Source organism: Rhodanobacter sp. B2A1Ga4, from assembly GCF_018101315.1.
In the GTDB taxonomy this organism is placed as follows: Bacteria; Pseudomonadota; Gammaproteobacteria; order Xanthomonadales; family Rhodanobacteraceae; genus Rhodanobacter; species Rhodanobacter thiooxydans_A.
The window spans coordinates 437,625-461,681 of the sequence record NZ_JADBJR010000002.1 but is presented as its reverse complement, the minus strand read 5'-3'; the positions used below and the strand labels follow the sequence as shown (position 1 = coordinate 461,681).

The 24,057-nt window shown below is 65.6% G+C and carries 22 protein-coding genes; 15 read left to right on the top strand and 7 right to left on the bottom strand.

Annotation, left to right across the window (positions count from 1 at the left end; all coding sequences use genetic code 11):
• Positions 1-76: 76 nt before the first annotated feature.
• From IMW82_RS10690 to IMW82_RS17925, 10 genes are all read left to right on the top strand, one after another.
• A complete protein-coding gene (locus tag IMW82_RS10690; RefSeq protein ID WP_211004424.1) occupies positions 77-856 on the top strand; it encodes a DUF6090 family protein in 780 nt (259 codons plus the stop codon).
• Positions 853-1,347, top strand: a complete 495-nt coding sequence (locus IMW82_RS10685) for a hypothetical protein (RefSeq protein WP_211004423.1) — start codon at positions 853-855, stop codon at positions 1,345-1,347. The genes IMW82_RS10690 and IMW82_RS10685 overlap by 4 nt, the downstream gene beginning before the upstream one ends.
• The gene (locus IMW82_RS10680; RefSeq protein WP_211004422.1) at positions 1,344-3,149 is read left to right on the top strand and encodes a hypothetical protein; all 1,806 of its coding nucleotides are present in this window, start codon (positions 1,344-1,346) and stop codon (positions 3,147-3,149) included. Before IMW82_RS10685 ends, IMW82_RS10680 begins: the two co-directional genes overlap by 4 nt.
• Before the next feature lie 238 nt (positions 3,150-3,387).
• Entirely contained in the window at positions 3,388-5,211 is a 1,824-nt protein-coding gene (locus IMW82_RS10675) for a tetratricopeptide repeat protein (protein ID WP_211004421.1), read from the top strand.
• The gene (locus IMW82_RS10670; protein ID WP_211004420.1) at positions 5,208-6,167 is read left to right on the top strand and encodes a hypothetical protein; all 960 of its coding nucleotides are present in this window, start codon (positions 5,208-5,210) and stop codon (positions 6,165-6,167) included. The genes IMW82_RS10675 and IMW82_RS10670 overlap by 4 nt, the downstream gene beginning before the upstream one ends.
• Positions 6,164-7,963, top strand: coding sequence for a tetratricopeptide repeat protein (locus IMW82_RS10665; protein ID WP_211004419.1), 1,800 nt, complete (start codon positions 6,164-6,166; stop codon positions 7,961-7,963). The genes IMW82_RS10670 and IMW82_RS10665 overlap by 4 nt, the downstream gene beginning before the upstream one ends.
• Positions 7,960-10,167: a tetratricopeptide repeat protein gene (locus IMW82_RS10660; protein ID WP_211004418.1), complete on the top strand. Its 2,208-nt coding sequence runs from the start codon at positions 7,960-7,962 to the stop codon at positions 10,165-10,167. The genes IMW82_RS10665 and IMW82_RS10660 overlap by 4 nt, the downstream gene beginning before the upstream one ends.
• Positions 10,160-12,085 carry a hypothetical protein gene (locus IMW82_RS10655; protein WP_211004417.1) on the top strand — a complete coding sequence of 642 codons (1,926 nt, stop codon included), beginning with the start codon at positions 10,160-10,162 and terminating at the stop codon, positions 12,083-12,085. Before IMW82_RS10660 ends, IMW82_RS10655 begins: the two co-directional genes overlap by 8 nt.
• On the top strand, positions 12,078-14,210 hold the full coding sequence (locus tag IMW82_RS17980) for a tetratricopeptide repeat protein (RefSeq protein ID WP_211004416.1): 2,133 nt from the start codon (positions 12,078-12,080) through the stop codon (positions 14,208-14,210). Before IMW82_RS10655 ends, IMW82_RS17980 begins: the two co-directional genes overlap by 8 nt.
• A complete protein-coding gene (locus IMW82_RS17925) occupies positions 14,207-14,341 on the top strand; it encodes a hypothetical protein (protein WP_280518358.1) in 135 nt (44 codons plus the stop codon). The genes IMW82_RS17980 and IMW82_RS17925 overlap by 4 nt, the downstream gene beginning before the upstream one ends.
• 215 nt (positions 14,342-14,556) lie before the next feature.
• Here the strand turns inward: IMW82_RS17925 and IMW82_RS10645 are convergent, their stop codons facing one another.
• Genes IMW82_RS10645 through IMW82_RS10630 form a run of 4 tightly spaced genes read right to left on the bottom strand, consistent with a single transcriptional unit; the run spans position 14,557 to position 16,991 of the window.
• Positions 14,557-15,048: a DoxX family protein gene (locus IMW82_RS10645; protein WP_211004415.1), complete on the bottom strand. Its 492-nt coding sequence runs from the start codon at positions 15,046-15,048 to the stop codon at positions 14,557-14,559.
• Between the two features lie 32 nt (positions 15,049-15,080).
• Positions 15,081-15,836: a DNA-binding domain-containing protein gene (locus tag IMW82_RS10640; RefSeq protein ID WP_211004414.1), complete on the bottom strand. Its 756-nt coding sequence runs from the start codon at positions 15,834-15,836 to the stop codon at positions 15,081-15,083.
• The gene (locus IMW82_RS10635; protein ID WP_234411238.1) at positions 15,811-16,677 is read right to left on the bottom strand and encodes a DUF692 domain-containing protein; all 867 of its coding nucleotides are present in this window, start codon (positions 16,675-16,677) and stop codon (positions 15,811-15,813) included. Before IMW82_RS10635 ends, IMW82_RS10640 begins: the two co-directional genes overlap by 26 nt.
• 5 nt (positions 16,678-16,682) lie before the next feature.
• On the bottom strand, positions 16,683-16,991 hold the full coding sequence (locus IMW82_RS10630) for a DUF2282 domain-containing protein (protein WP_108470254.1): 309 nt from the start codon (positions 16,989-16,991) through the stop codon (positions 16,683-16,685).
• A gap of 169 nt (positions 16,992-17,160) precedes the next feature.
• Here IMW82_RS10630 and IMW82_RS10625 point away from each other — a divergent pair, with 169 nt between their 5' ends.
• Entirely contained in the window at positions 17,161-17,877 is a 717-nt protein-coding gene (locus IMW82_RS10625) for a glycosyltransferase family 2 protein (RefSeq protein ID WP_108470255.1), read from the top strand.
• 64 nt (positions 17,878-17,941) lie between these two features.
• Positions 17,942-18,310, top strand: coding sequence for a DUF488 domain-containing protein (locus tag IMW82_RS10620; RefSeq protein WP_108470256.1), 369 nt, complete (start codon positions 17,942-17,944; stop codon positions 18,308-18,310).
• A 13-nt stretch (positions 18,311-18,323) separates the two neighbouring features.
• Here IMW82_RS10620 and IMW82_RS10615 read toward each other — a convergent pair whose 3' ends face one another.
• Positions 18,324-19,262 carry a patatin-like phospholipase family protein gene (locus IMW82_RS10615; RefSeq protein ID WP_211004413.1) on the bottom strand — a complete coding sequence of 313 codons (939 nt, stop codon included), beginning with the start codon at positions 19,260-19,262 and terminating at the stop codon, positions 18,324-18,326.
• Positions 19,263-19,265: 3 nt separating this feature from the next.
• The gene (locus tag IMW82_RS10610; RefSeq protein ID WP_211004412.1) at positions 19,266-20,249 is read right to left on the bottom strand and encodes a YafY family protein; all 984 of its coding nucleotides are present in this window, start codon (positions 20,247-20,249) and stop codon (positions 19,266-19,268) included.
• 97 nt (positions 20,250-20,346) lie between these two features.
• On the opposite strand from IMW82_RS10610, the gene IMW82_RS10605 reads away from it, so the two are divergent.
• Complete coding sequence (locus tag IMW82_RS10605; RefSeq protein WP_244754266.1) at positions 20,347-21,246, top strand: hypothetical protein; 900 nt, start codon at positions 20,347-20,349, stop codon at positions 21,244-21,246.
• Between the two features lie 99 nt (positions 21,247-21,345).
• Complete coding sequence (locus IMW82_RS10600) at positions 21,346-22,155, top strand: DUF481 domain-containing protein (RefSeq protein WP_108470259.1); 810 nt, start codon at positions 21,346-21,348, stop codon at positions 22,153-22,155.
• A 73-nt stretch (positions 22,156-22,228) separates the two neighbouring features.
• Here IMW82_RS10600 and hemC read toward each other — a convergent pair whose 3' ends face one another.
• A complete protein-coding gene (gene hemC, locus IMW82_RS10595; protein WP_211004411.1) occupies positions 22,229-23,146 on the bottom strand; it encodes a hydroxymethylbilane synthase in 918 nt (305 codons plus the stop codon).
• A gap of 123 nt (positions 23,147-23,269) precedes the next feature.
• Here hemC and IMW82_RS10590 point away from each other — a divergent pair, with 123 nt between their 5' ends.
• On the top strand, positions 23,270-24,025 hold the full coding sequence (locus IMW82_RS10590; RefSeq protein WP_108470261.1) for a Bax inhibitor-1/YccA family protein: 756 nt from the start codon (positions 23,270-23,272) through the stop codon (positions 24,023-24,025).
• Positions 24,026-24,057: the final 32 nt, after the last annotated feature.

The following is a 24,057-nucleotide window of genomic DNA, read 5'->3' as shown; positions in this document are numbered from 1 at the left end:
ACGCCGGCTTTTTGGAACTGGATGAAACGTGACGAGGATGAACATCGCCGCGCCCGATTGTTGAAGGAGCATCACCATGTTGCGCCATGTGATCTCGCATTTGCGTCGCCAGGACTGGATGGCGGTTTTCATCGAGCTGGTCGTGGTCGTCGTCGGCGTGTTCATTGGCGTGCAGGCGTCGAACTGGAACGAGCAGCGCGAGACGGATCAGAAAGCCGCGGTGTTCACTCAGCGGCTGCGCAGCGACCTGCGCGAGGAAGCCTGGAGTTATGAGTACGAGGTCGGATACTTCAACGAGGTACTGGCCAGTGCAAAGCATGCCGCGGACGCCCTCTCCGGCAAAACACCCTTGTCTGACGAGGCACTGCTGGTCGCCGCCTACCGCGCTACCCAATATCGCTACAACATCCGCCGCCGGGCCACCTACGACGAACTGACCTCGACGGGCGGAATTGGATTGATCCGCGACCCGGCATTGCGCGATCTGGCGGTGCGCCTCTACACCGCCCCGATGTTCGACTCCATCCATGAAGAAGGCATAAACAATCCGTATCGCAAGGCCTTCCGCATGGCGATTCCGTATGAGGTGCAGAACGCGCTCGAGTCGGCCTGTGGCGACCGTTTGGTGTCGACCGGCGACTACAAGGCCATTGGACACTCGCTGGACCACCCGTGCTCGCCGGGCCTCTCCCCAGGCGCCATGGCAGCCAATGCAGCCATTTTGCGCAACGATCCGCATTTTCTCGAATTCCTCCGCTTGCGCATCGCCAATATTGAAACCAATCTCGGCAATCTCACGGTGTCCTATGGAGGTATTCGCGAAGGGCTGCGCGCGGTCGCGAAGGAGAAGCCGTGAGCCTGTTCGCCGAACTCAAACGCCGCAATGTGCTGCGCGCGGGCGTGTTGTATGCGGGCGCGGTGTGGGCGTTCGGGCAGGGGCTGTCGCAATTCAGCCCGGCGGTCGGGTTGCCGGATTGGGCGACGCGATGGTTCCTGATCGCTGCGGCGATCGGATTTCCGTTCTGGATCGCATTCGCATGGATCTACGAATTCACGCCGCAAGGTTTGAAACGCGAGAGCGAGATCGCGACGGATGCATCCATCGTTCGCGGCACAGGCCGCGCGCTGGACAAGAGGATCATCGCGGTGCTGGTGGTTGCGGTGGTGTTGCTGTTGACCAACATCTTCGTCTGGCGCCGGAGTGCGGGGCTTGATGGTGGTTTGGTGTCGGCGAGCGCCGCCAAGTCCATATGGGATCCGATCCGCCACGACCCGCGCTTTGCAGCGCTGCAGAAGAAATACGCCAGCTCCAAACCGGTAGCGGCCAGCAGCGGTGCCACGCCATGAACGATTTCCTGCAACGCCTCAAGCAACGCAAGCTGGTGCAGTGGGCCGTGGCGTATGTCGCGTTCGCGTTCGCGTTGTTGCAGGGCATGGATGTGGTTGCGCACCAGTTCGGCTGGCCGGATGGATTGCAGCGTGGCATCACGCTGGTTCTCGTCATCGGGTTCTGCGTGGCCGTCGTGCTGGCGTGGTACCACGGCGAGCGCGGCGCGCAGAAGGTCAGCGGTACCGAGATCATGATCCTCGCGTTGCTGCTGGCGATCGGCGGCGGGTTGTTGTGGCAGTTCGAGCGCATGACTCCATCAACGAGTAGTCAGTATGCGGCGATAAGTAGCCCGAATGCAGCGCAGCCAAATCCGGGAATCACAACCACGAATGTGTCCGCCCAAGCGATTGCGATTCCTGCCAAATCCGTCGCCGTGCTGCCATTGGCCAACGAAAGCGGCGACAAGGATCAGCAGTATTTTTCCGACGGGTTGTCGGAAGACTTGATCACCGCGCTGTCACAGTTCTCGGGTCTCAAGGTCATCAATCGCGATTCGTCGTTCCAGTTCCGCGACAGCAAGGACAGCGTACAAGCCATCGGAGAGAAGCTCGGCGTGGCGCACTTGCTCGAAGGCAGCGTGCAGCGGCTGGGTGATGAAGTGCGCATCAGCGCGGAACTGGTAAATGCGGCCGACGGCAGCACCTTGTGGTCGCAGCACTACGACCGGCCGTACAAGGATCTGTTTGCGCTGCAGGACGACATCACCAAGGCGGTGGCGAATGCATTGAAAGCCAAGCTGCTGGAAGGCGGCGGCGCGGTGGTGCAGAGCGACCGTCCACCCAGCGGTGATCTCGCCGCCTACACCGCCTACCAGCGCGGCGTTGCGTACGCGTCCCTTGAGACCGCAGCGGGTCAGCACCAGGCCCTCGCACAATTCGATCAAGCCATTCGGCTGGATCCCCGTTACGCGCTGGCTTATGCGGCGTCGTCGGTTGTTTGGGGAGGCTTGGCTGCGACATTCGATACCGACGCAGTCGCTGTGCGCAACGACATCGCCCAGGCCCGTGCCGCCGCGAACATGGCGCTGCAATTGGATCCCGATCTGGCGGCCGCGCATGGGGCGCTTGCCGGGCTGATGAGGGCTTTCGACTTCAACTGGACAGGGGCATTGGCCGAGTCCCAACGCGCGGTGGAACTGGCGCCAGGCGATTCCGGGGCAAAATTTGGCCTTGCTGCCACTCAAGCCAGGCTCGGGCACGTTGCGTCTGCCGTAAAACTCGAACGGCAAGCGTTGGCCAGCGCGCCGTTGAACACCACAGCGTATTTTGGTTTGGGTCGGAAGCTTGCCGGACTCGGGCAACTTGACGAAGCGGAATCCGCGCTGCGCCAGTCCATCAAATTGACGCCGGGTGCGAGCCGTCCACACGCCTATCTGGCGATGATCGAGGTGCTGCGTGGCGACTCCGTTGCTGCGTTGTCTGCGGCGCAAAAGACGCCGCCCGGGTATTGGCATGATTTTGCGGTGGCGCTGGCACTGCAGGTCGGCACGGATCGCACCGCCGCGGACACCGCGCTGAAGAACATGATTGACAAATATTCCAGTACCACCGCCTATCAGATCGCCGAGATATACGCGGTGCGGAAAGATCCCGACAACACGTTCAAGTGGCTGGATCGTGCTGTAGCCGACCGCGACGCCGGCGTCGAATTGCTGTTGTTCGATCCGTTGATCCTGCGCTACCAGCACGACCCGCGCTTCGCGGTGTTCTGCAAAAAAGTCGGATTGCCGACCACCACCGATGCGAAGGCGATGCCGTGAGCGATTGCGACGTGCGCCATTTATTTCGCTCGTCATCCCGGGGCCGGCGCAGCCGGAACCCGGGATCCAGCGTCTTCGCCTTGGTGGGTTTCGTCGTGAAAGTCACTGGATTTACTCGCGCCATCCTTGGCGCTCGCCCTTCGGGCCGGCTTCGCCGTTCGCGTTTGCAATCCTGCAAACGCAGTCGAGTTCGCTCCTGCGGAGCGCCCCGGAATGACGATATATGGGGATTGCGGTAATGACTGATTTCATCGCACGTCTGAAACAACGCAAGCTGGTGCAGTGGGCCGCTGCCTACGTGGCCTTTTCGTTTGCGCTGATCCAGGGCGTGGACGTGGTCGCCCAGCAGTTCGGTTGGCCGGAAGGCGTACGGCGCGGCATCACGCTCGCGCTGGTGCTGGGGTTTTTCGTGATGCTGGTGCTGGCGTGGTACCACGGCGAGCGCGGCGCGCAGAAGGTGAGCGGTACCGAGATCGTGATCCTCGCACTGCTCCTGGCGATCGGTGGGGGACTGCTGTGGGGGTACGAGCGCAAGGCGCCAAATCCGGGCACAGCCGTCGCGTCCCGTAGCCCGGATGCAGCGCAGCGGAATCTGGGGAAGGCCGTCCCGGATTACGTCGCCGGCGCGACTTCATCCATGCCCGGCATTGCGCCGGCCGCGTCCATTCCCCTCAAATCCGTCGCCGTGCTGCCGTTCGTCAACATGAGCGGCGATCCGAAGAACGAATACTTCAGCGACGGCATCACCGAGGAAATCCTGGATGCGCTGGCGCAGCTTCCCAACCTGAAAATCGCCGCACGCACGTCCGCGTTCGCCTTCAAGGGCAAGGCCGAGGATCTGCGCAAGGTCGGCGAGGTGCTGGATGTCGCGACGGTGCTGGAAGGCAGCGTGCAGAAGTCCGGCGACGAGGTGCGCATCACCGCGCAACTGATAGATGCGCGCAGCGGCTATCACCTGTGGTCGGAGAAATACGACCGCAAGCTCACCAGCATCTTCGCGGTCGAGGATGAAATCTCGAAAGCCATCGCGGACAAGCTGCAGGTGCAGTTGTCGGGTGGAAGCGGGCAGGCGCTGGTCGCGCAGAAGACGGTTGACCCGCGCGCGCACGATTTCTATCTGCGCGGCCTGCCGCTGGTCGCGGCGCGCGGGCCCGCGTTGCGCGAGGCGGTTGCCGATTTCCAGCAGGCGGTGGCGATTGATCCGGATTACGCACAGGCCTGGGCGGCATTGGCGGAGGCGCAATTGCTGCTGCCGCATTATTTTCTCGAACCGCAAGCGACGGCCGCGCCCGCCGGGGAAGCGGCCGCCCATCGCGCGCTCGAAATAGACCCGGACACAGCCACCGCTTACGTCGCGCTCGCAATGCACTATCGCGTGTTGTGGAAATGGACGGAAGCGGATGCGGCGTTCCGGAAGGCCTTGAAGATCGCGCCCGGGGATGCCGAGAGCGCCGACCAATATGGCCAGTACCTGCTCGCGGTGGGACGTCTGCAGGACGCGCTGGCGGAAATCGATCGCGCGCAGAAGCTCGATCCGCTGTCGGGCATCATCGGCGCCACGCGCACGAACGTGCTCACCGCCTTGCACCGTTTTGACGACGCGCAGACGCAAATCGGGCGGGTGACCAGCCTCCATCCCGACTATGCGCTGGGCCATTTCATTGCGGCAGACGTGGCGATCTACCGCCACGATTACGCGGGAGCGAAAGCGCAATTGGACATGGGCGCGCGGCAGACGGGAGAGAGTCCGGAAGTCTATTCGCGGCTGGTGGGCGGCATTGCCGGTACGGCGCAGCGTGCCGCCGCGATACGCGCGATACCCGCCGCTTCCAGCGATACGCATGAGCGACTCACCGCACCCGCGCGCGTCAAGTGGCTGATGTTGCTCGGTGACCGGGATGACGCCCTGGACGGCTTGCAGCGGCTCGGCCACGAGGTGATGTTCGGCCAGGACAACGTCTGGCAGCCCGCATTCGATCCGGTGCGTGGCGACCCACGCTTCAAGGCCGCGCTGAAACGCATGGGCTTGCCGGGCTCGCCCACGCCGAAGGGCACACCATGAATAGCCGGCCATCCCTGTTCGCCGAACTCAAGCGCCGCAACGTGCTGCGCGCAGGCGTGTTGTACGCGGGCGCGGTGTGGGCGTTCGGGCAGGGGCTGTCGCAATTCAGCCCGGCGGTCGGCTTGCCGGATTGGGCGACGCGATGGTTCCTGATCGCTGCGGCGATCGGATTTCCGTTCTGGATCGCGTTCGCGTGGTTCTACGAATTCACTCCGCAAGGTCTGAAACGCGAAAGCGAGATCGCATCGGACGATTCGATCGCACGCTCCACCGGCCGCAGGCTGGACAAGTGGATCATCGCGGTGCTGGTGGTGGCGGTGGTGTTGTTGCTCACCAATACTTTCGTCTGGCGCAAGGGTGCGGGATTGGCGAGCGATTCCGCGCTCGCAAGCGCTCCCGCCAAGTCCATTGCGGTGCTGCCGTTCGAAGATCTCAGTCCCGGGCACGACCATGGCTATTTCTCGGCCGGCATGGCCGAGGAACTGCTGAATGCGCTGGCGCGCGTGCAGGATCTGAAAGTTGCCGGTCGCGCGTCCTCTTTCTACTACGGCAGCCGAAACGCCGACCTGCGCACGATCGGCAAAGCGCTGGATGTGAGCAATGTGCTGGAAGGTTCGGTGCGCAGCCAGGGCGCCGACGATGCTGTTGCAACTGGGCGAACCGGCGCGTTCACTCGATCTGTTCGAGCGCGGCCACAGCGGCTTGTCCGACGCTTATCTCAATTGGCTGTGGCAGCCGGAACCCTGGTCGCGCAAGGCGCGCCAGGCGCCCGCATTTCAGGGCTTCGCGTAGCGCATCGGCATGGTGGATTACTGGAAGCGTTATGGCTGGCCGGACCTGTGCAAACCTGCACCGTCTGCCGGTGCGGAGGCATTTGTCTGCCAATGAACGCGCGCCTGACACGCCTGTTTGAAGTCCTGCGCCCAGCTCCCGGCGGAGAGGAGATTTCATCGTGATCGAAACCCCGCCCGGATTCTTCGCGCGCCTGAAGCAGCGCAAACTGGTGCAGTGGGCGATCGCGTATGTCGCTTTCGCGTTCGCACTGATCCAGGTACTGGATGTGGTGGCGCAACGTTTCGGCTGGCCCGACCAGATCGAGAAGCTGCTGATCCTGGTGCTTGCCGTGGGTTTCCTCGTCGCGCTGGTGCTGGCGTGGTATCACGGCGAGCGCGGCGCGCAGAAGGCCAGCGGCACCGAGATCGTGATCCTGGCGCTGCTGCTCGCGATCGGCGGCGGCCTGCTGTGGCGATTCGAGCGCGCGACCCCAATCACGAGTGGCCCGGATGCAGCTGTCGACGCGACTTCGTCGAAACCGCGGAGTGCGACGCCTGCCTTTGCGACGCATGGTTCGCCGCAAACCACTCCGATTCCGGCCAAATCGGTTGCCGTGCTGCCCTTCGTGAACATGAGCGGCGATGCGAAAAACGATTACTTCAGTGACGGCATCACCGAGGAAATCCTGGATGCGCTGGCGCAGGTGCCGAACCTGAAAGTCGCCGCGCGCACTTCGGCGTTCGCGTTCAAGGGCAAGGCCGAGGATTTGCGCAAGGTCGGCGAAGTGCTGGATGTCGCGACGGTGCTGGAAGGCAGCGTGCAGAAATCCGGCGATGAGGTACGCATCACCGCACAGCTAATCGACACCCGCAGCGGTTATCACCTGTGGTCGGAAAAATACGATCGCAAGCTCACCAGCATCTTCGCGGTCGAAGATGAAATCTCCAACGCGATCGCCGACAAGCTCAAGGTGCAGTTGGCGGGTGGTAGCGGTCAGTCACTCGTCGAACAAAAAGCCGTTGATCCGCACGCGCATGATTTCTACCTGCGCGGATTGACATTGCTGGCAGCACGGTCGGTGAGCGAAGCAGTTGATGCATTCCAGCAGGCGGTTGCGGTTGATCCGGATTACGCGCAAGCGTGGGCCGCGCTGGCCGAAGCGCAGGCGTTGCTTCCTTCGTATGCGCCGGTTTCGGCAGATGCCGCCAATACGCACGCGCTGGCTGCCGCGCAGCGGGCGCTCACGTTGAATGCCAGCATTGCATTGGCCTATGTCGCGCAAGGCATGGTCTACACCAACCAGATGCGCTGGGCGGACGCCGATCGCGCATTCCGTCGCGCGCTGGCTTTGGCGCCTGGCGACGCGGAAGCGATGAATCAATATGCGCAATTTTTATTCGGCGCGGGACAGCTTGAGCCCGCATTGGCGGAAATTGAACGTGCGTTGCAACGTGACCCGCTCTCCGGCACCCACGGCGCGATTCGCGCGGAACTGCTGTTGGCACTGCACCGCGACGATGCCGCCGTAAAACAGATAGAGAGCACACTGGCCACGCATCCGGGTGGGCTGCTCGAACACCGCATGGCGATGTGGATCTATCTCCGCCTGCATCGCTATCCCGAAGCGGAGCAGCAAATGCGCATGGGGAACGTGGACCGTCCGGACATGGCGGTGCTGTTGATACGCGGCATCGTCGATCCGCGTTTGCGGGCGAGCTCGGTCGAGGCTTTGGAGACTTCGCCCGAACTGGCCGACATCCGCGATGATGCCATCCTGTATGCGGGGTTCCTGGCTGAACTCGGCGAAAACGACCGCGCATTGGCGGTACTCGAAGGGTTGGCGACTGGCGCCAACAGCACCACGCCGCAAATTTTGTGGTATCCGCTTTTCGACCGGATCCGGAACACTCCGCGTTTCAAGGCGGTGCTGAAGAAAATGGACTTGCCGTACACGCCCGCGACGGGTGTAGCGCCATGAACTTCCTGCAAGAACTCAAGCGGCGACACGTGTACCGGGTGGTGGCGGCGTACGCGGTCGTGGGCTGGTTGCTGATCCAGGTGACGACGCAGGTGTTTCCGGTATTCCACCTGCCGGACTGGATCGATCAGGCCGTGGTGCTTTTGATCCTCGTTGGATTCCCGATTGCGTTGGTGCTGGCGTGGGCATTCGATGCCACGCCGCATGGCATCGTGGCGACCGACGCGCAGGACGCTGGGGCGAACCCGCGCATGCGGCGCCGTTCACACCGCGCTGGCACGACGGTGGGCGCGATCGGCGTGCTGATTGCCCTGATCGCGGGCGGCGCGTATTGGCAGTTCGGGCGGCGCGCAACGTCACCAGCTGCGGAGGCTGCCGAAACCGCTCGCGTTGCAACGAGTAGACCGGATGGGGCGCAGCGTAATCCGGGAATGGTTGCTGCGCAGCCCATCCCGGCCAAATCCATCGCCGTGCTGCCGTTCGAGAACCTCAGCTCGGACAAGGACAATGCCTATTTCTCCGATGGCATGCAGGACCTGATCCTGACCAAGCTGGCCGACATCGGCGAGCTGAAGGTGATCTCGCGCACCTCGACCATGAAGTACGCCAGCCACCCGGATGACCTGAAAACCATTGCACAGCAACTCGGCGTCGCCACGATCCTCGAAGGCAGCGTGCAGAAAGCCGGCAATCAGGTCTTGATCAACGTGCAGTTGATCGACGCGCGCAGCGACAACCACATCTGGGCGCAAAGTTACACGCGCACGCTCGACAATGTGTTTGGCGTGGAGGGCGAGGTCGCGCAGAAAATTGCCGATGCGTTGAAGGCCACGCTCTCGCCCGTGGAATCCGCGCAACTTGCGGCCGTGCCGACCACCAATCGGGCCGCGTACGACCTGTTCCTGCGCGCCGAATTCTTCGCCAACAAAGGCAATGTCAATTACGTCCCCGCCGATTTCCGCGCGGCGATTCCGCTGTACCGGCAAGCCATTGCGCAAGACCCGGACTTCGCGCTGGCGTATGCGCGATTGTCCTTCGCGGAGAGCGGCGTGGTCTGGTTCGGCAGCGGCGAGGACGACGTCAGGCAACTTGTCGCGGATGCCCGTGCACAGGCCGAAAAAGCGCTCGCGTTGCAGTCGAACCTGGTCACGGCTTATCTGGCGTTCGGCTATAACGCCTATTGGGGAAGGCAGGATTATCCAGCTGCGCTCAAGGCGTTCGCGGCGGCACTGAAACTGCGCCCCAACGACGCCGAGGCGCTCGCCGCAACGGGTTACGTGTTGCGCCGGCAGGGGCATTTCGACGCCGCCATCAGGGCGATGCAGCAAGCCCTCGTGCTCGATCCGCGCAACTCGACCATTGCCGACAATCTGGCCGAGACCTGCGCGGTTGTCGGTCGCTATGTCGAGGCCGCGCAATACTATCGGCGCGCCCTGGCCCTCGATCCGGACAATTACCAGGCGAGGTCAGATTACTCCAGCCTCATTCTCGTCAGCAGTGGCGACGCGGCGCGTGCCTTGGAAATGGCGCAAGGCGAAGCACCGCAGTTGCAATTGGAACGTGTGCAACTGCTGATGTACCAACGCAAGTATCCCGATGCGCTCTCGGTGCTCGCCGAGATTCCCGATTCTGCTGATGCGTTCAATTACCAGTCCGGCCCCAAGTTGCTATGGCAGGCCAATTTGCATCGGCTGATGGGCGACGATGCGCAGGCCCGTGCGCTGTATGCGCAGGCGCTTTCGAAATCGCGTTCCCGGGTCGCCACGCTCGCCGGCAACGACGACAAGCTGAGCTTTGTCTGGAACCATGTCGCCGTGGCCGAGCTGGGCCTGGGCCGACTGGATGACGCACTGGCCGCAGCGGCCAAATCGCAAACGCTGTCCACCCGGTCCGGCGATCGTTTTTTCGGGATGGGGGTGACGGGGCTCAATGCCGGGACATATGCGCAGGCCGGACGCGCTGATCTCGCGCTGCCGCTGCTTGCCAAGGCGTTCCCCACCCCCCCCGGACTCGGCACCACTTATTCGCCCGCGACGTTGGGGCTCGATCCCGTGTGGGATCCGATCCGTCACGATCCGCGTTTTCAGGTGTTTCTGCAACAGTACGCCGGATACAAACCTGCGTCGGCGGACGCCATCGTGCCGAATGCAGCGGGCCCCGCAACGCCAGCTTCGGCAGCTTCGAACGAGGCCGCGCATGACTGAATTCATCGCCCGCTTGAAAGAACGCAAGCTGGTGCAATGGGCGCTGGCTTACGTCGCGTTCGCGTTCGCGCTGATCCAGGTGCTGGATGTCGTGGCGCAGAGGTTCGGCTGGCCCGACCAGGTCGAGAAGCTGCTGATTCTTGCGCTCGCGGTCGGTTTTTTTGTCGTGCTGGTGCTGGCCTGGTACCACGGTGACCAAGGCCGGCAACGCGCCAGCGGCACGGAATTGCTGCTGGTCGCGCTGGTGCTGGCGGTGGGCGGCGGGTTCTTGTGGAAGTTTGCCGGCGCGCCGCCAAGCCGTGACGTCACGGCGCTTTCGGCAACGCCCGCTGCGCAAGGAGCTCCCGAGTTGGCACCCACTGCGACCGCCGCTGGTAACTCGGTGCCAGCGTCCACCGTGACGGCCATTCCGGCCAAATCCATTGCCGTGCTGCCGCTCGAGAACCTGTCCGACGACAAGGACAACGTGTTCTTCTCCGATGGTCTGTCCGAGGAGATCCTCAACTCGCTGGCGCGCATCGACGGCCTGCGCGTGATCGGGCGTACCTCGTCGTTCCAGTTCAAGGGCAAGGACGTGGATTCGCGCACGATCGGCGCGCGGCTGGGGGTGGCCAACCTGCTGGAAGGCAGCGTGCGGCGTGAAGGGGAGCGGGCGCGCGTCACCGCGCAACTGATCCGTGCCGCCGATGGCACCCAGCTGTGGTCGCAGACCTACGACCGCACCGTCAAGGACAGCCTGGCCGTGCAACTGGATATTGCCGAGCAGGTCGCCGGCGTACTCAACGTGGTGCTGGATGACAAACAGCGTGCGCGCATGCGCGCGGCCGGCGTGAAGAACGTGGATGCCTTCATCGCCTACCAGAAGGGCTGGAAGCTCTACATCGAGGCCCACTTCAAAACGGGAATTGAACTCATCGATGGACTACGCCAGGCCAACGTGGAATTCGACAAGGCGATCGCGCTGGACCCCAACTTCTCCTTCGCGTACTTCGCCGAGGCAGATCTTTACGAACACACGCTCATGGCCGATGGTCGCAGCCATGCCGAACTGCTCGATGCCCAGCGTGCCGCCCTGCACACGCTCGAACGCGCCGCCGACACCAGCCCCGATCCGCAGCAGCGCGATCTGGCGCTGGCCGAGCGGCAACTGCTGAGCGACGACTGGCATGGTCTGGCCGATCGCATTGAAACCGCACTCAAGCAGCCCGGGTGCAGCGCACCGAACTGGATGCCGGTATTCGCCAGCGCGTTCGGTTATGGCGACCTGATCGAGAACCTCGGCGCGCGCGTCAACGTATGCGACCCGCTGAACGGCATCAACTACCACACCCGGGTGGAAGTGGCACTGGCGACCGGTCATCCCCAGCGCGTGCTGGATGTACTGGCCTTGGTCGCGAAGGCGAGCGGAAGTGGTCCGATGCCGACGGCATCCGAGGCCATCGCACTGACCATGCTTGGGCGGATTGGGGAAGCGCAGACCACGCTGGCATCAATGGAACCGCGCGGCGACGCTTACTACATCGCACAACTGATCGTGGGCAGGGCCACTGGGGAAGATCCGGTAAAGCTGCTTGCCAGCCTGCAGAGAGTGGATCGCAAAAGCTCGAAGCTTCAAACGGGGGACATCACCGACGCAGTGGAAGCCTCGTTGTCGGGCGATCGTGCCGAAGCCAACCGCCGCGCCGCTGCGCTGGACGCGCGACCGGCGGGCGGCCTGCTGCTTGCCCTCGTGGTCACCGAATGCCAGTGCGGAGCGCCATTCGACCTCGACGCCACGCCCTACTTCAAGGCGCTGCTCGCCGAATCCGGACTGCGTTGGCCGCCACCGCAAACCATCAAATACCCCGTGCGCGCTCCGGAGAACGGTGCGACGCTCACTCCTGCGCCAGCGACCGCAAAGGACACTGCACGTGACTGATTTCTGGCCAAGGCTCAAGCAACGCAAGCTGGTGCAGTGGGCGGTAGCGTATGTGGCTTTTGCGTTTGCGCTGATCCAGGGCGTGGATGTGGTCGCCCAGCAATTCGGCTGGCCGGAAGGCGTTCGGCGCGGCATCACGCTGGCGCTGGTGCTGGGGTTTTTCGTGATGCTGGTGCTGGCGTGGTACCACGGCGAGCGCGGCGCGCAGAGGGTGAGCGGCACGGAGTTGCTGATCATCACCCTGCTGCTGGCGGTGGGCGGTGGCGTGCTGTGGCGATATGCACGCATCCCCGGTGTCGCCGCAGCAGACGCCAGCGTGGGCGTGGCCGCAGCGAACAGCTCGGCAGCGGCGAGCCGGGTAGTTGGCTCGACGTCCGCTTCCATCGCCGCGTCTCCCGCGGCCGCCCAGAACATCCCCGCCAAGTCCATCGCGGTGCTGCCATTCGAGAACTTGAGCGGCGACAAGGACAATGCCTACTTTGCCGACGGCATGCAGGATTTGATTCTTACCAAGCTCGCGGATATTGGCGATCTCAAGGTGATCTCGCGCACCTCGACCGCGAAGTACCAGAGCCATCCCGACAACCTGAAAATCATCGCGCAACAACTCGGCGTGGCGGCGATCCTGGAAGGCAGCGTGCAGAAGGCCGGCAACCAGGTGTTGATCAACGTGCAGTTGATTGATGCGCGTTCCGACAACCACCTGTGGGCCGAGTCCTACACGCGCACGCTGGACAATATTTTCGGCGTGGAGGGTGAGGTTGCGCAGAAAGTGGCCGATGCGTTGAAGGCCAAGCTCACCAGCACCGAACAGCAGAACATCGCGGCGATCCCGACCCAGAACGCCGCCGCCTACAACTGGTATCTGAAGGCGGATTATCAGGCTCACAAGGCGTTCGATGCTCAGGACGGCGCGGAATTCGAGCTTGCCGAGTCCGATTACCGCAAGGCGATTGCGCTCGATCCTGGCTTCGCCCTGGCCGGGGCCCAACTGGCTTACTGGCAAATGGTGAGCCACTGGTTCGTCGCGCCGCTGCCGCCGGACGAACTGGCGAAGGTCAAGGCGACCATTGACAGTACCCTGGCCATCGCTCCCGATCTTCCCGGTGCACATCTGGCGCTCGGCTATTACTACTACTGGGGCTATCGCCGTTATGCCGAGGCTGCCAGAGAGTTCGAGCGAGTGCTGCAGCTCGCGCCGAACAACGTCGAGGCGCTTGGAGGGCTGGCGTTCATCGAACGTCGGAGAGGGCAGTGGCCGCAGGCGTTGGCGACGCTGCAACGCGCGTTGCTGATCGCGCCGCGCGACGCCGAGATGCTGGGCGAATACGGCTGGACGTTGTGCATCATGCGGCGCTACGCGGAAGCGGAGCAGGTGCTGATGCGTTCACTGACCCTGGAGCCCGGGAAAACCAACAATCAGGATGCATTGTGGACGACACGCCTGGTCGGGTTGGGCGATGCCGGGGAGGCCCGGAACGCTTACATTCCACGGCCCGGCTGGAGACTCGATACCGCGAAGAACATCGCCGCCGGGGACGTGGATGGCCTGGTCAACCCGATCGTCTACCCGGATGTATTCGAACGCCACTTCGACCAGGCGCTGCTTGCATGGGATTCGGCGCCCGTCAGCACCGATGCGGAACGGCTCACCCGCCGCGCCGCGCGCGTCGCCATTCAGGTCATTGCGGGAAGGCAGTCCGCCATTCAATCCGAGTGCGCGCAACTGAAGCCGCCGTTGGAAGCGGAACTCGCGAAAAATCCCGACGTGATCGGCAACCTGCAGCAGGTCGCCTGGGTGGACGTGTGCCTGGGCCGCAACGCGGAAGCGATTGCCGCGGCGCGTCGCGCGTCGGAAGTCATGTCGGTTGCAAGGGACGCCTACTTCGGCGCATACACCCTTGCGGGGCTCGCCGAGGTCGAGGCGCATGCCGGCGCCAAGGGCGAAGCGCTCGAACTGGTCGGGCAACTGCTGGCGATGCCGGCCGGCGAAGTGATGAGCGTGGCCCGATTGAAGCTCGATCCGGTCTGGGATCCGCTGCGCGGTGATCCGCGCTTTCAACTACTTCTGAAGAAATATGCCGGCGCGCACCCGATTGCAGCGGCAAATGGAACTTCGCCATGACCGGATTCTTCGCCCGCCTCAAACAGCGCAAGCTGCTGCAGTGGGCGCTGGCGTATGTCGCGTTCGCGTCCGCGCTGATCCAGGGGTTGGATGTCGTTGCGCATCAGTTCGGCTGGCCGGACGGATTGTAGCGAGGCATCACACTGGCGCTCGTCATCGGATTTTTCGTGGCGATCGTGCTGGCGTGGTACCACGGCGAGCACGGTGCGCAGCGGGCCAACGCTCCCTCTGTGGATGATCCTGGCCGAGTACCGCCGATAAGTCGCCGAAAGTCCTGCTTTGATCTGTCTGCTTGACGGGGAACCTTACGGCACACGCAATCCGCTCGACCTGACCGCCCGGCAGCTTACGAGGAGGCCGTGGCCCCGAGCCGAAACACGCGCTTCACCAACGCATCCAGCGAAAAGCGCCCCGCCCCCAGCGCCAACAAGGCCAGCAACATCAACCCCCAGGCCTTGTGGTCGTTGAAGTCGCTGCCGATCAGTCCATGCCAGAGGCCGTTCGGCCATAGCGCCGGATACGAGACCACGGCGACGATGTTGTAGACGAACAGCACGGCGGCGACCACGCGGGTGCCGAGGCCGAGCGCTAGGAACCACGGCAGCACCAGTTCGGTCCAGGTGGCGAGCGTGGCGGCCAGTGCGGGGGCGAGCAGGGGTACCTGGTATTCGTTGTTGAACAGGTAGGCGGTGCCGCTGGGGTCGTCCCACTTCACCGTGCCGGCGCGCCAGAACGCGAGCGCCACGAACACGCGGAACAGCAGCAGGGCGAGCGGGGTGAGCACGGCGAGTTGGGCGGTGAGGTGCGACCAGCGGGCGATGGCGACGGTGGTGTTCATGCGGGCGATTCCTGGGAAGGTGGTGTGACGGATCAGGCGGCGAGCAGCGCATGTTCGAGCAGCGGGCGCAGCAGGGCTTCGGGCGGCATCTGCACATCGATGCGCTGCGCGGCCGCAAGCGCCTGGTCGAGCGATGATCCGCGCCGCAGCGCGTGCATGAACGCGGCCTGCGCGGGTGCGATGACGCGCATCGCGACCTGGCTGCCTTCGCGCCACAGCAGCACGGATTGCGGCGCGGCGGGGTCGATGGCGTCGTGTTCCGGCGCCTGCGCATGGCGCCACAGATCCAGCACCGCCCAGGCGGAGGACAGCACGCGCACGCAGGGTCGCAGGTGCGGCGGGTGGTCCGCGTCGGCCAGCGCGGCGACCAGGGCCGCGGCATCGGCGGGCACGGCATCGGCGGCCAGCGCGACTTCCTGGCGCAGCCATTCCAGCCGCGCCACGTCGCCCAGCCAGGGCCACGGCGCGGCTTCCGGTTGCGCGGCCACGAATGCGGCGAAGTCGGCGCCATAGTCCTGCAGGTTGCCGCTGCGGTTGCCGCAGAAGGCGGCGTGGCGGGTGGCGAGGCCGTCGAAGCAATCCTCGCCCAGCAAGCGTTGTAGCGCGGGAAAGCTGGTGGCCAGCGCGTCGACGTGGATCGCGAGGTTGGCGTGGCGGTAGATGCGCAGACGGGCGGCCGGCGCGATGCCGCGCGCGGCGATCCACGGTTCCAGCGCGGGCGCGGCACCGTCCACGATGGCGGCGGCGAAGGCGTGCTGCAGCTCACGCAGCGAGAGCGGCGACGACATCGAGATGCTCCGTGGCGAGCCGCGCCTCGTCTTCCAGCACGGCAAAATCGGGCAGGTGCTGGTCCCATTCGATCAGGGTTGGCCTGGCTCCGATGCGTGCCAGCGTGTAGCCGTACAGTGCCCACACGGCGGCATCGACGCGCTGGTCGTGCGAGTCGATCAGCAGCTCGCCGCCCAGTCCCTGCTTGCGGGTGAAGCCGGCCAGGTGCAGTTCGCCCACCGCGTCGGCGGGGATGCCGTCGATGAAGGCGTGCGCGTCGAAGCCGTGGTTGACGCTGTTGACGTAGACGTTGTTGACGTCCAGCAGCAGGCCGCAGCCGCTGCGCGCGGCGAGCGCGGCGAGGAACTCCCACTCGCTCAGCGTCGAGTGGCTGAAATGGATGTAGCTGGAGACGTTCTCCACCAGCACGCGGCGGCCCAGCGTGTCCTGCAACTGGCCCACGCGCGCCACCATCAGCTCCAGCGCTTCCTCGGTGTACGGCAGCGGCAGCAGGTCGTTGTAGTGGCGCCCGCCGATCGCGCCCCAGCACACGTGCTCGGATACCAGCGCGGGCTCGGCGCGTTGCACCAGCGCGCGCAGCGCGGCGAGGTGGGCGGGATCGAGCGGATCTGACGAACCCAGCGACAGGCCCACGCCGTGCAGGCTCACCGGGTAGTCGCGGCGCAACGCGTCGAACGCGTCCCACAGCGCGCCGCCGGCACAGAACAGATTCTCGCTGTGCAGCTCGAAGAACGGCACGGCGGGCCGGCGTTGCAGCACGTGGGCGACGTGCGCCGGCCGCAGCCCGATCCCGACCTGAGTCGGGATCGGCTGCGCACGCACGGGGCGTGACGAGGGCACGGCTATCAGCTCTTCTTCATCATGGCGTCGTGCGACATGGCGGCCTGGGCCTGCAGCGAACCGCCGTCGAGCTTGACGCACAGGCCGGCGGGCACCGCCACGAAGGCCTGCGGATCGCGCGCCTTGCTGTCCTGGCCGGCGCAGGAATGACCCGGGGACTGGCAGTCGTTCTTCATCGCGGCGTTGACGCCGTAGCACTTCTGCATGGCGCTGGCGGCCATCTTGTCGGCGGCGTGGGCGCTGCCGGCGGCGCCCAGCGCGCCGGCGGCGAGCAGGCTGAGCAGGGCGGAGCTGAGGATGGTCTGGGCTTGCATGGGTCTCTCCCGTGGATGCCGGACGATTCCGGCTGCGGTAGATGACCCAGTGGACGTGGATTTCCTTACAACAGGTTTCGTGCCCGGTTTCGACGGCCCGTGCCGGCAGGCATTAAACTGCGCATTCGCCGCCGTCCGCGGCGCCCGTTCCCGCTGAAAGGCCTGTCCCATGCCGCAACTTGCCGTCGTCGTCCCCGTCTTCAACGAACGCGACAACATCCCGCCGCTGCTGGCCGAGATCGCCGCCGCGCTGCGTGGCAAGGTCGATTACGAAGTGATCTACGTCGACGACGACTCCAGCGACGACAGCCGCGCGGTGCTGGCGGCGCAGAAGGCGAGCCACCCGGAATTGCGCGTGCTGCACCACGTCAGCCGCAGCGGGCAGAGCACGGCGGTGTGGAACGGCGTGCGCGCGGCGACCTCGCCGTGGATCGCCACGCTGGACGGCGACGGCCAGAACGATCCGGCCGACATCCCGAAGCTGCTCGCCGCGCGCGCCGCGGCATCGGCCGAAACGCGGCTGTTCGCCGGCTGGCGCACCACCCGCCGCGACAGCTTCAACAAGCGCATCTCCTCGAAGGTCGCCAACGCGGTGCGCTCGCGCATGCTGAAGGACGCTACCCCGGACACCGGCTGCGGCCTGAAGCTGTTCGAGCGCGAGGTATTCCTGCGCCTGCCCTACTTCGACCACATGCACCGCTACCTGCCGGCGCTGGTCAAGCGTGCCGGCTTCGCCAGCCAGAGCGTGCCGGTCGGCCACCGTCCGCGCACCGCCGGGGTGTCCAAGTACGGCATGCTGGACCGGCTGTGGGTCGGCCTGGCCGACCTGCGCGGCGTGGCGTGGCTGATGCGCCGCGGCAAGGTGACGGCGGTCGAGGAACTCTGATCCAGGTCATGTCGGCTTGATCCGGTCGTCGTATGCTGGAAGTCTTCCTTCCGGGAGACCGCCCATGAGCATCACCGTCAAGCGTGTTTACGAACCGGCCGCGAAAGCTGACGGTTATCGCGTGCTGATCGACCGGTTGTGGCCGCGCGGATTGAAGAAGGAGGCGGTGCCGCTGGACCTGTGGGCGAAGGAGCTGGCGCCGTCGACCGCCCTGCGCCAGTGGTTCGGGCACGACCCGGCGCTGTGGGACGGTTTCCGCCACCGCTACGCCAGCGAGCTGGATGCGCTGGCCGAGTACTGGCAGCCGCTGGCCGAACGGGCCGCGCGGCACCACGTCACCCTGCTCTACGGCGCGCGCGACGAAGAGCACAACAACGCGGTGGCGATGAAGGCGTACCTGGAAAACTGGTTGCACACGCACGGCCCGCGCTGAGGCCGGGGCCGACTCAGGTTTCGCGCTGCGGCGTACCGGCGCGCGGCCAGTTCGCCAGCGCCGCGCGCGCCTGCACGCGGCCCAGCTCGATCAGTTCGCGCGCGCGGTAGAACTCGTAGGCGAGCGCCATGTTGTGCGGCAGCTGGATCAGCAGGTCCGGCGCGTAGGCGGCCAGGCGCAGGCGCGACAGATTTGCCTGCATCAGGTCCATCGACTGGGTCAGCAGTTCAAACGTGCCCGGCTCGCGCGGGCGGATTTCACCGCGCGGGATCATCCGGCCGATGAACTCGCCGATGCGGTGGCGATAGCCGTTTTCGGCGACCGCGGGCTGGATCGGCGGTTCCGGCGGCGTGACCGTCACCGCCGGACCATCCACGCTGACCGCAATCAGGTAATCCGCGGTTTCGCGGATCAGCGGCGTCACCGGCACCGGATTGAGCAGCGCACCATCGACCAGCCGGCGACCGTCGATGAGGTGCGGGCGGAATACCGTGGGGATCGCGATCGACGCGCGGATCGCGTCGAACAGGCCGCCACGGCTCAGCCACACCTCGCGGCCGCGCTCGAGGTCGGTGGCGACCGCGGTGAAGGTCAGCGGCAGTTCCTCGATGCGCACGTCGCCGATCAGCCCGCGCATGGTCTCGATGATCTTTTCGCCCTTGATCAGGCCGCCGCCGGTGAACGTCCAGTCGACCAGCTTGAGCACGTCGAGCTTGGCCAGCGCGCAGACCCAGTCGCGGTACACGTCGAGCTTGCCCGTGGCATGGATGCCGCCGATCAGCGCGCCCATCGAAGCACCCGCGATCGCCACGATCTGGAAACCCTGCGCCTCGATCTCCTCGATCACGCCGATGTGCGCCAGCCCCTTCGCGCCGCCGGCACCGAGCGCCAGCGCCACGGTCGGCCTGTGCGGCACGGGCGTCGGGGCGGCGGTGATGCCGGTGGTGCTCATCGCTCAGACTTGCTTCTGCTGGTAGCCGCCGAGCGCCAGCTGCAGCAGGATCTTCATCTCCTCGCGCAGTGACAGCGGCGCCACGACTTCCGCGTCCGGGCCGTACTTGAGCACGTCCATCAGCAGTTCCTTCGAGTTTGAATAGGGCAGCTTCAGCTCGTAGCGGCCGTCCGCCAGCCACTCGCCCTTCTGCTGCGAATGCCAGTGCTCGTCGGCGACCCAGCGCGCGGCGTGTTGCGAGAAGCGGATCGTGGCCCACGCCTTCGGCTTGCCGGCGAAGATGCCGTAGCTGGAGGCGAGCAGCTCGTTGAGGTCGGCATCGGCCACGTCGGTGGCGGGCGTGTCCAGCGCCTGCGCGTCGGCGATGCGGTCCACCGCGAAGCTACGCAAGGCCTGGCGGTCGTGGTCCCACACGTCGAGGTACCAGTTGTCGCGGTAGTGGGTCAGCCGTTGCGGCGAGACCGTGCGGCGGCTGTCCGCGTTGGTGGTGCGCGCGCGGTAGCGGAAGCGCAGCTGCCGGCGTTCCAGCACCGCGCCGGCAACGATGCGGAACACCTGCTGGTCGAGCGTGCGTTCGCCCCACGGGATCACCCGGATGCGCTCGATCGGCAACGCCTTGCCGCTGTCCTGGTGCGACAGCAGGCCTTCGATGCGCGACTTGAACGGCGCCAGCGCGCCGGCCAGCACGCCGGGGCCGGAACGTCCGATCAACTCGTTCAGCGCCAGCAGCGCGGCCAGTTCGTCGGAAGTCAGCCACAGCCCAGGCAATTCGAACTTTTCGCCCTCGCCCGCTTCATAGCGGAACGCGGCCTGGTCGGTGCCGGCGCTTTCGATCGGCGCGCCCAGCGCGTCGCGCAGGAAGGCCACGTCGCGGTACAGCGTGGCGCGCGAGCACTCCAGCTCGCCGAGCAGGCGCGACAGCGGAATCGGATAGTGCGCCGACTTCAGCAGCCGGTGCAGGGTCAGTATGCGTTCGTAGCGATCCATGGGGTCGTCGGCATATCGTGGGGAAGAGGCCTTGTGTAGCATGGCGGCGGCCCGTGGCGGTCGCAAGTCGCCGCCTTCGACTCCCACCGGACGCCTCATGCCGCCCCTGCGCGAACAGCCACCGGACCTCCTGCCCGCCGCCGGCCTCGACGACGCGCACCCATCGGGCTACGCGGAGATCCTGCTGCGGGTACTGGCGATCAGCGGCTACGGCCTGTGGACCTGGCTGGGCATGGCGCTGGCGCTGGGCATGGAGCGGATCGGCCGCTGCGACATGCGGATGCCGCTGGTCCTCGGCACCGCACTGGTCGGTGCCAGCCTGCTGCTGGTCTGCCTGCGGTTGCCGGCAACGTCGGTCTGGTACGGCTGGCAGCCGGATCGCGAGCGCTGGCCCGTGCGTGCGATGCTGATGGCGCTGGTGACCTTCCTGCCGGTGCTGCTGCTGATCATCCTGGGCGATGGCCACGGCCATGTCCCGGCGATACGCCTGGCTGGCGTGGCGCTGCTGCTGTGCAGCCTGGTCAGCCTGTTCTACACCGCCTATCGCTATCGCCGCCGCCTGTCGCCCGGCCTGCAGCAGATATCGTCGTCGCTGCCGGTGAGCCGGCTGGTCACCGCCTGGTACGGTGGCGGGCTGTGGTTGTGGCTGTGCACGATGGTGCAGGGTGGGCTGGAGCCGCCGCACCGCGCGTATCCCTGGGTCCTGTTGCTGCTGGCGCTGGCCCTGCTGCTGGGCCTGCTCGAAGGCATGCGCTGGCAGTCGCTGGGTCTGCCGCATGGCGTGGGCGAAATGGATGCGCAGCACGTCTTGCCAGTGCGCTTCGTGGCGGCGATTCTGGTCTATGTACTGCCGTGCGCCGCACTGCTGCTGACCGAACGCTACGGCGGCGGCCTGCTGGCGGCGGCGGTGGCGGTACCCAGTTGCCTGCTCGGCAAGATGCTGGAGCAGCGCGTCTACGAGACGGCGCTGGCAGGCGGCTTGCCGGCCCGCGGATGAAGCGGCGCGAATGGCTTGGCAGCGCCGTTCATGGCAAATTCAAGCCGCCCCGTTAAGGTAGCGGGCTTACTATTGTTTAACAAATGGACCGTCCCCCCGATGAAAAAGACCTTGATCGCCGGCCTGCTGCTGGCTGCCCTCGCCAGCTTCGCCGTCCAGGCCCAGGATGCCGACACCACTCCTGCCAGCAACGGCGGCTGGAGCGGTTCGGGCGAATTCGGCTTTGCCTCGTCCACCGGCAACTCGCGTTCGGAGAACATCAACGCCAAGCTCGGCCTGAGCCAGGAAAACGAGCAGTGGAAGAACAACTTCTTCGTCGACGCGCTGCGCTCCAAGAGCCAGCAGACCATCGTCGACAGCAACGGCAACACCCTCAAGCAGTTCAACACCACCGCGAACCGCTACGACGGCGGTGCCTCGGTCGGCCTCAAGCTCGACCCGCGCAGCTACATCGTCGGCGCCGCCCGCTATGAACACGACGACTTCGGCGCGAACCTGTGGCAGGGCATCGTCTCGCTCGGCTACGGTTACATCGCCCTGAAGGACGAGCGCAACGAGCTGTCGTTCGAAATCGGCCCCGGTTACAAGCGCTATCGCCCGGCCGACCTCGAGGTGGTGACCGGCGGCGTGGTAACGAAGGAGCGCCAGACGACGCAGAGCGAGATGGTTGCCCGTGGCCTGGCCAACTACAAGTACAAGCTCACCGAGAACACCGCGTTCGAGGACACCTTCCTGATGGAAGCCGGTTCCAAGAACACCTACCTGCAGAACGATGCCGGCGTGGCGGTCAGCATGACCCAGAAGCTGGCGTTGAAGGTCGGCTTCCAGGTGCGCCACAACAGCGACGTGCTGCCGGGTACCAGGAAGACCGACACGCTGACCACCACCAACCTGGTCTACAGCTTCTAAACCGGGACTTCCGAGTCGCGGCCATGACGGCCCTTCCGCGCGAGCGGGAGGGCCGTTTGCGTGATGCGGCGCCTCAGAGTCCGAGCAGGGTGCCGGCGCCCTGCGCCAGCAGCGCCGCCGCCACCTGCCGGCCCAGCGCAACCGCCTGGTCGCTGGGGCCGCTGGCTTCGGCATGCAGCAGCCGGCCGCTGGCCGCGTCGCCGACCATGCCGCGCAGGTGCAGGCCGTGTTCGCCGAGCATGCACCAGGCGCCGATCGGTACCGTGCAGCTGCCACCCAGGGCCTGGTTCAGTGCCCGCTCGGCGCTCACGGTGAGCCGGGTGTCGGCATCGTCCAGCGCGGCCAGCAGCGTCAGCACGCGGGCCTGGCCTTCGCGCGCCTCGATCGCGATCGCCGCCTGGCCCGGCGCCGGCAGCCAGTCCGGTGCGGTCAGCCGCGAGCGGATGCGCGCGGCGAGGTCGAGGCGTTCCAGCCCGGCGCAGGCCAGCACGATCGCGTCATAGTCGCCGGCGTCGAGCTTGCCCAGCCGGGTGCCGACATTGCCGCGCAGGTCCAGCAGCACCAGATCCGGCCGCAGCGCGCGCAACTGCGCCTGCCGCCGCAGCGACGAGGTGCCCACGCGCGCCCCATGGGGCAGCGCGGCGAGGTCGGCGTAATCGTTGCTGACGAATGCGTCGGCGGCATCGGCACGCGGCAGGATCGCCGGCAGCGCGAAACCCGGCTCCAGCTGCGCCGGCACGTCCTTCAGCGAATGCACCGCGAGGTCGGCGCGGCCTTCCAGCATCGCCACCTCAAGCTCTTTCAGAAACAACCCCTTGCCGCCGATGGTGGCCAGCGGCTGGTCGAGGATCTCGTCGCCGCGCGTGCTCATCGGCACCAGTTCCACCGTCAGCCCCGGGTGCACCGCGCGCAGCAGCGCGGCGACATGCTCGGCCTGCCACAGCGCGAGCGCGCTCTTGCGGGTGGCGATACGCAGGGTGGAAAGGCTCATCGGGGCTCCGCGGCGTTCGACAGGCCGCCATTGTCGCGTAGTTTGCGCACGGCGGCGCAACGGCAGATTGGCGCAGGGCGGCGGCAAAGCCGCTACGATGGCGGCAAACCACGGGAGACGGTCATGCAAAGCGGCAATCCGGCGCTCAACAAGAACACCTTCCTCGACGCGGCCAGTGGCGCCGTCGTCACGCGCGACGACGAGGTGATGACGATCAACGGCACGGTCAACAAGACCGGCCTGCTGCTGCTCCTGGTACTGGTCGGCGCGATGGTCAGCTGGAGCCGGTTCGCCGGTCCGGACAGCCTGCCGGCGGTGATGCCGCTGGTGCTGGGCGGCTGCATCGGCGGTCTGGTGCTGGGCCTGGTCACCGTGTTCAAGAAGACCTGGGCGCCGTTCACCGCGCCGCTTTACGCAGTGGCGGAAGGGTTGTTCATCGGCGCGCTGTCGGCGATCTTCGAGATGCGCTACCCCGGCATCGTGATGCAGGCGGTGGGGCTGACTTTCGGCACCATGGCCGCGCTGCTGCTGGCCTATCGCAGCGGACTGATCCGCGCCACCGAGAAGTTCAAGCTGGGCATCGTCGCCGCCACCGGCGGCATCATGCTGCTGTACCTGGCCAACTTCGCGATGGGCTTCTTCGGCCACTCGATCGGTTTCATCAACGGCAGCAGCGGCATCGGCATCGCGTTCAGCGCGGTGGTGGTGGTGATCGCCGCGCTGAACCTGATCCTCGACTTCGACCTGATCGAAACCGGTGCCCAGCAAGGCGCGCCGAAGTATATGGAGTGGTACGGCGCGTTCGCGCTGGTGGTCACCCTGGTCTGGCTGTACCTGGAACTGCTGCGGCTGCTGTCGAAGCTGCAGTCGCGCAACTGATCGGCTGCAAATGACGAGGCCGGCGAATCGTC

Bases quoted from the DNA above. Each gene is read 5' to 3' on its own strand.
- IMW82_RS17925 (WP_280518358.1), top strand. From the start codon at position 14,207: ATGACCGGATTCTTCGCCCGCCTCAAACAGCGCAAGCTGCTGCAGTGG.
- IMW82_RS10675 (WP_211004421.1), top strand. From the start codon at position 3,388: ATGACTGATTTCATCGCACGTCTGAAACAACGCAAGCTGGTGCAGTGG.
- IMW82_RS10590 (WP_108470261.1), top strand. From the start codon at position 23,270: ATGCAAAGCGGCAATCCGGCGCTCAACAAGAACACCTTCCTCGACGCG.
- IMW82_RS10655 (WP_211004417.1), top strand. From the start codon at position 10,160: ATGACTGAATTCATCGCCCGCTTGAAAGAACGCAAGCTGGTGCAATGG.
- IMW82_RS10630 (WP_108470254.1), bottom strand. From the start codon at position 16,991: ATGCAAGCCCAGACCATCCTCAGCTCCGCCCTGCTCAGCCTGCTCGCC.
- IMW82_RS10610 (WP_211004412.1), bottom strand. From the start codon at position 20,249: ATGGATCGCTACGAACGCATACTGACCCTGCACCGGCTGCTGAAGTCG.
- IMW82_RS10615 (WP_211004413.1), bottom strand. From the start codon at position 19,262: ATGAGCACCACCGGCATCACCGCCGCCCCGACGCCCGTGCCGCACAGG.
- IMW82_RS10640 (WP_211004414.1), bottom strand. From the start codon at position 15,836: ATGTCGTCGCCGCTCTCGCTGCGTGAGCTGCAGCACGCCTTCGCCGCC.
- IMW82_RS10625 (WP_108470255.1), top strand. From the start codon at position 17,161: ATGCCGCAACTTGCCGTCGTCGTCCCCGTCTTCAACGAACGCGACAAC.
- IMW82_RS10645 (WP_211004415.1), bottom strand. From the start codon at position 15,048: ATGAACACCACCGTCGCCATCGCCCGCTGGTCGCACCTCACCGCCCAA.
- IMW82_RS10660 (WP_211004418.1), top strand. From the start codon at position 7,960: ATGAACTTCCTGCAAGAACTCAAGCGGCGACACGTGTACCGGGTGGTG.
- IMW82_RS10620 (WP_108470256.1), top strand. From the start codon at position 17,942: ATGAGCATCACCGTCAAGCGTGTTTACGAACCGGCCGCGAAAGCTGAC.
- IMW82_RS10670 (WP_211004420.1), top strand. From the start codon at position 5,208: ATGAATAGCCGGCCATCCCTGTTCGCCGAACTCAAGCGCCGCAACGTG.
- IMW82_RS10600 (WP_108470259.1), top strand. From the start codon at position 21,346: ATGAAAAAGACCTTGATCGCCGGCCTGCTGCTGGCTGCCCTCGCCAGC.
- IMW82_RS10690 (WP_211004424.1), top strand. From the start codon at position 77: ATGTTGCGCCATGTGATCTCGCATTTGCGTCGCCAGGACTGGATGGCG.
- hemC (WP_211004411.1), bottom strand. From the start codon at position 23,146: ATGAGCCTTTCCACCCTGCGTATCGCCACCCGCAAGAGCGCGCTCGCG.
- IMW82_RS10680 (WP_211004422.1), top strand. From the start codon at position 1,344: ATGAACGATTTCCTGCAACGCCTCAAGCAACGCAAGCTGGTGCAGTGG.
- IMW82_RS10605 (WP_244754266.1), top strand. From the start codon at position 20,347: ATGCCGCCCCTGCGCGAACAGCCACCGGACCTCCTGCCCGCCGCCGGC.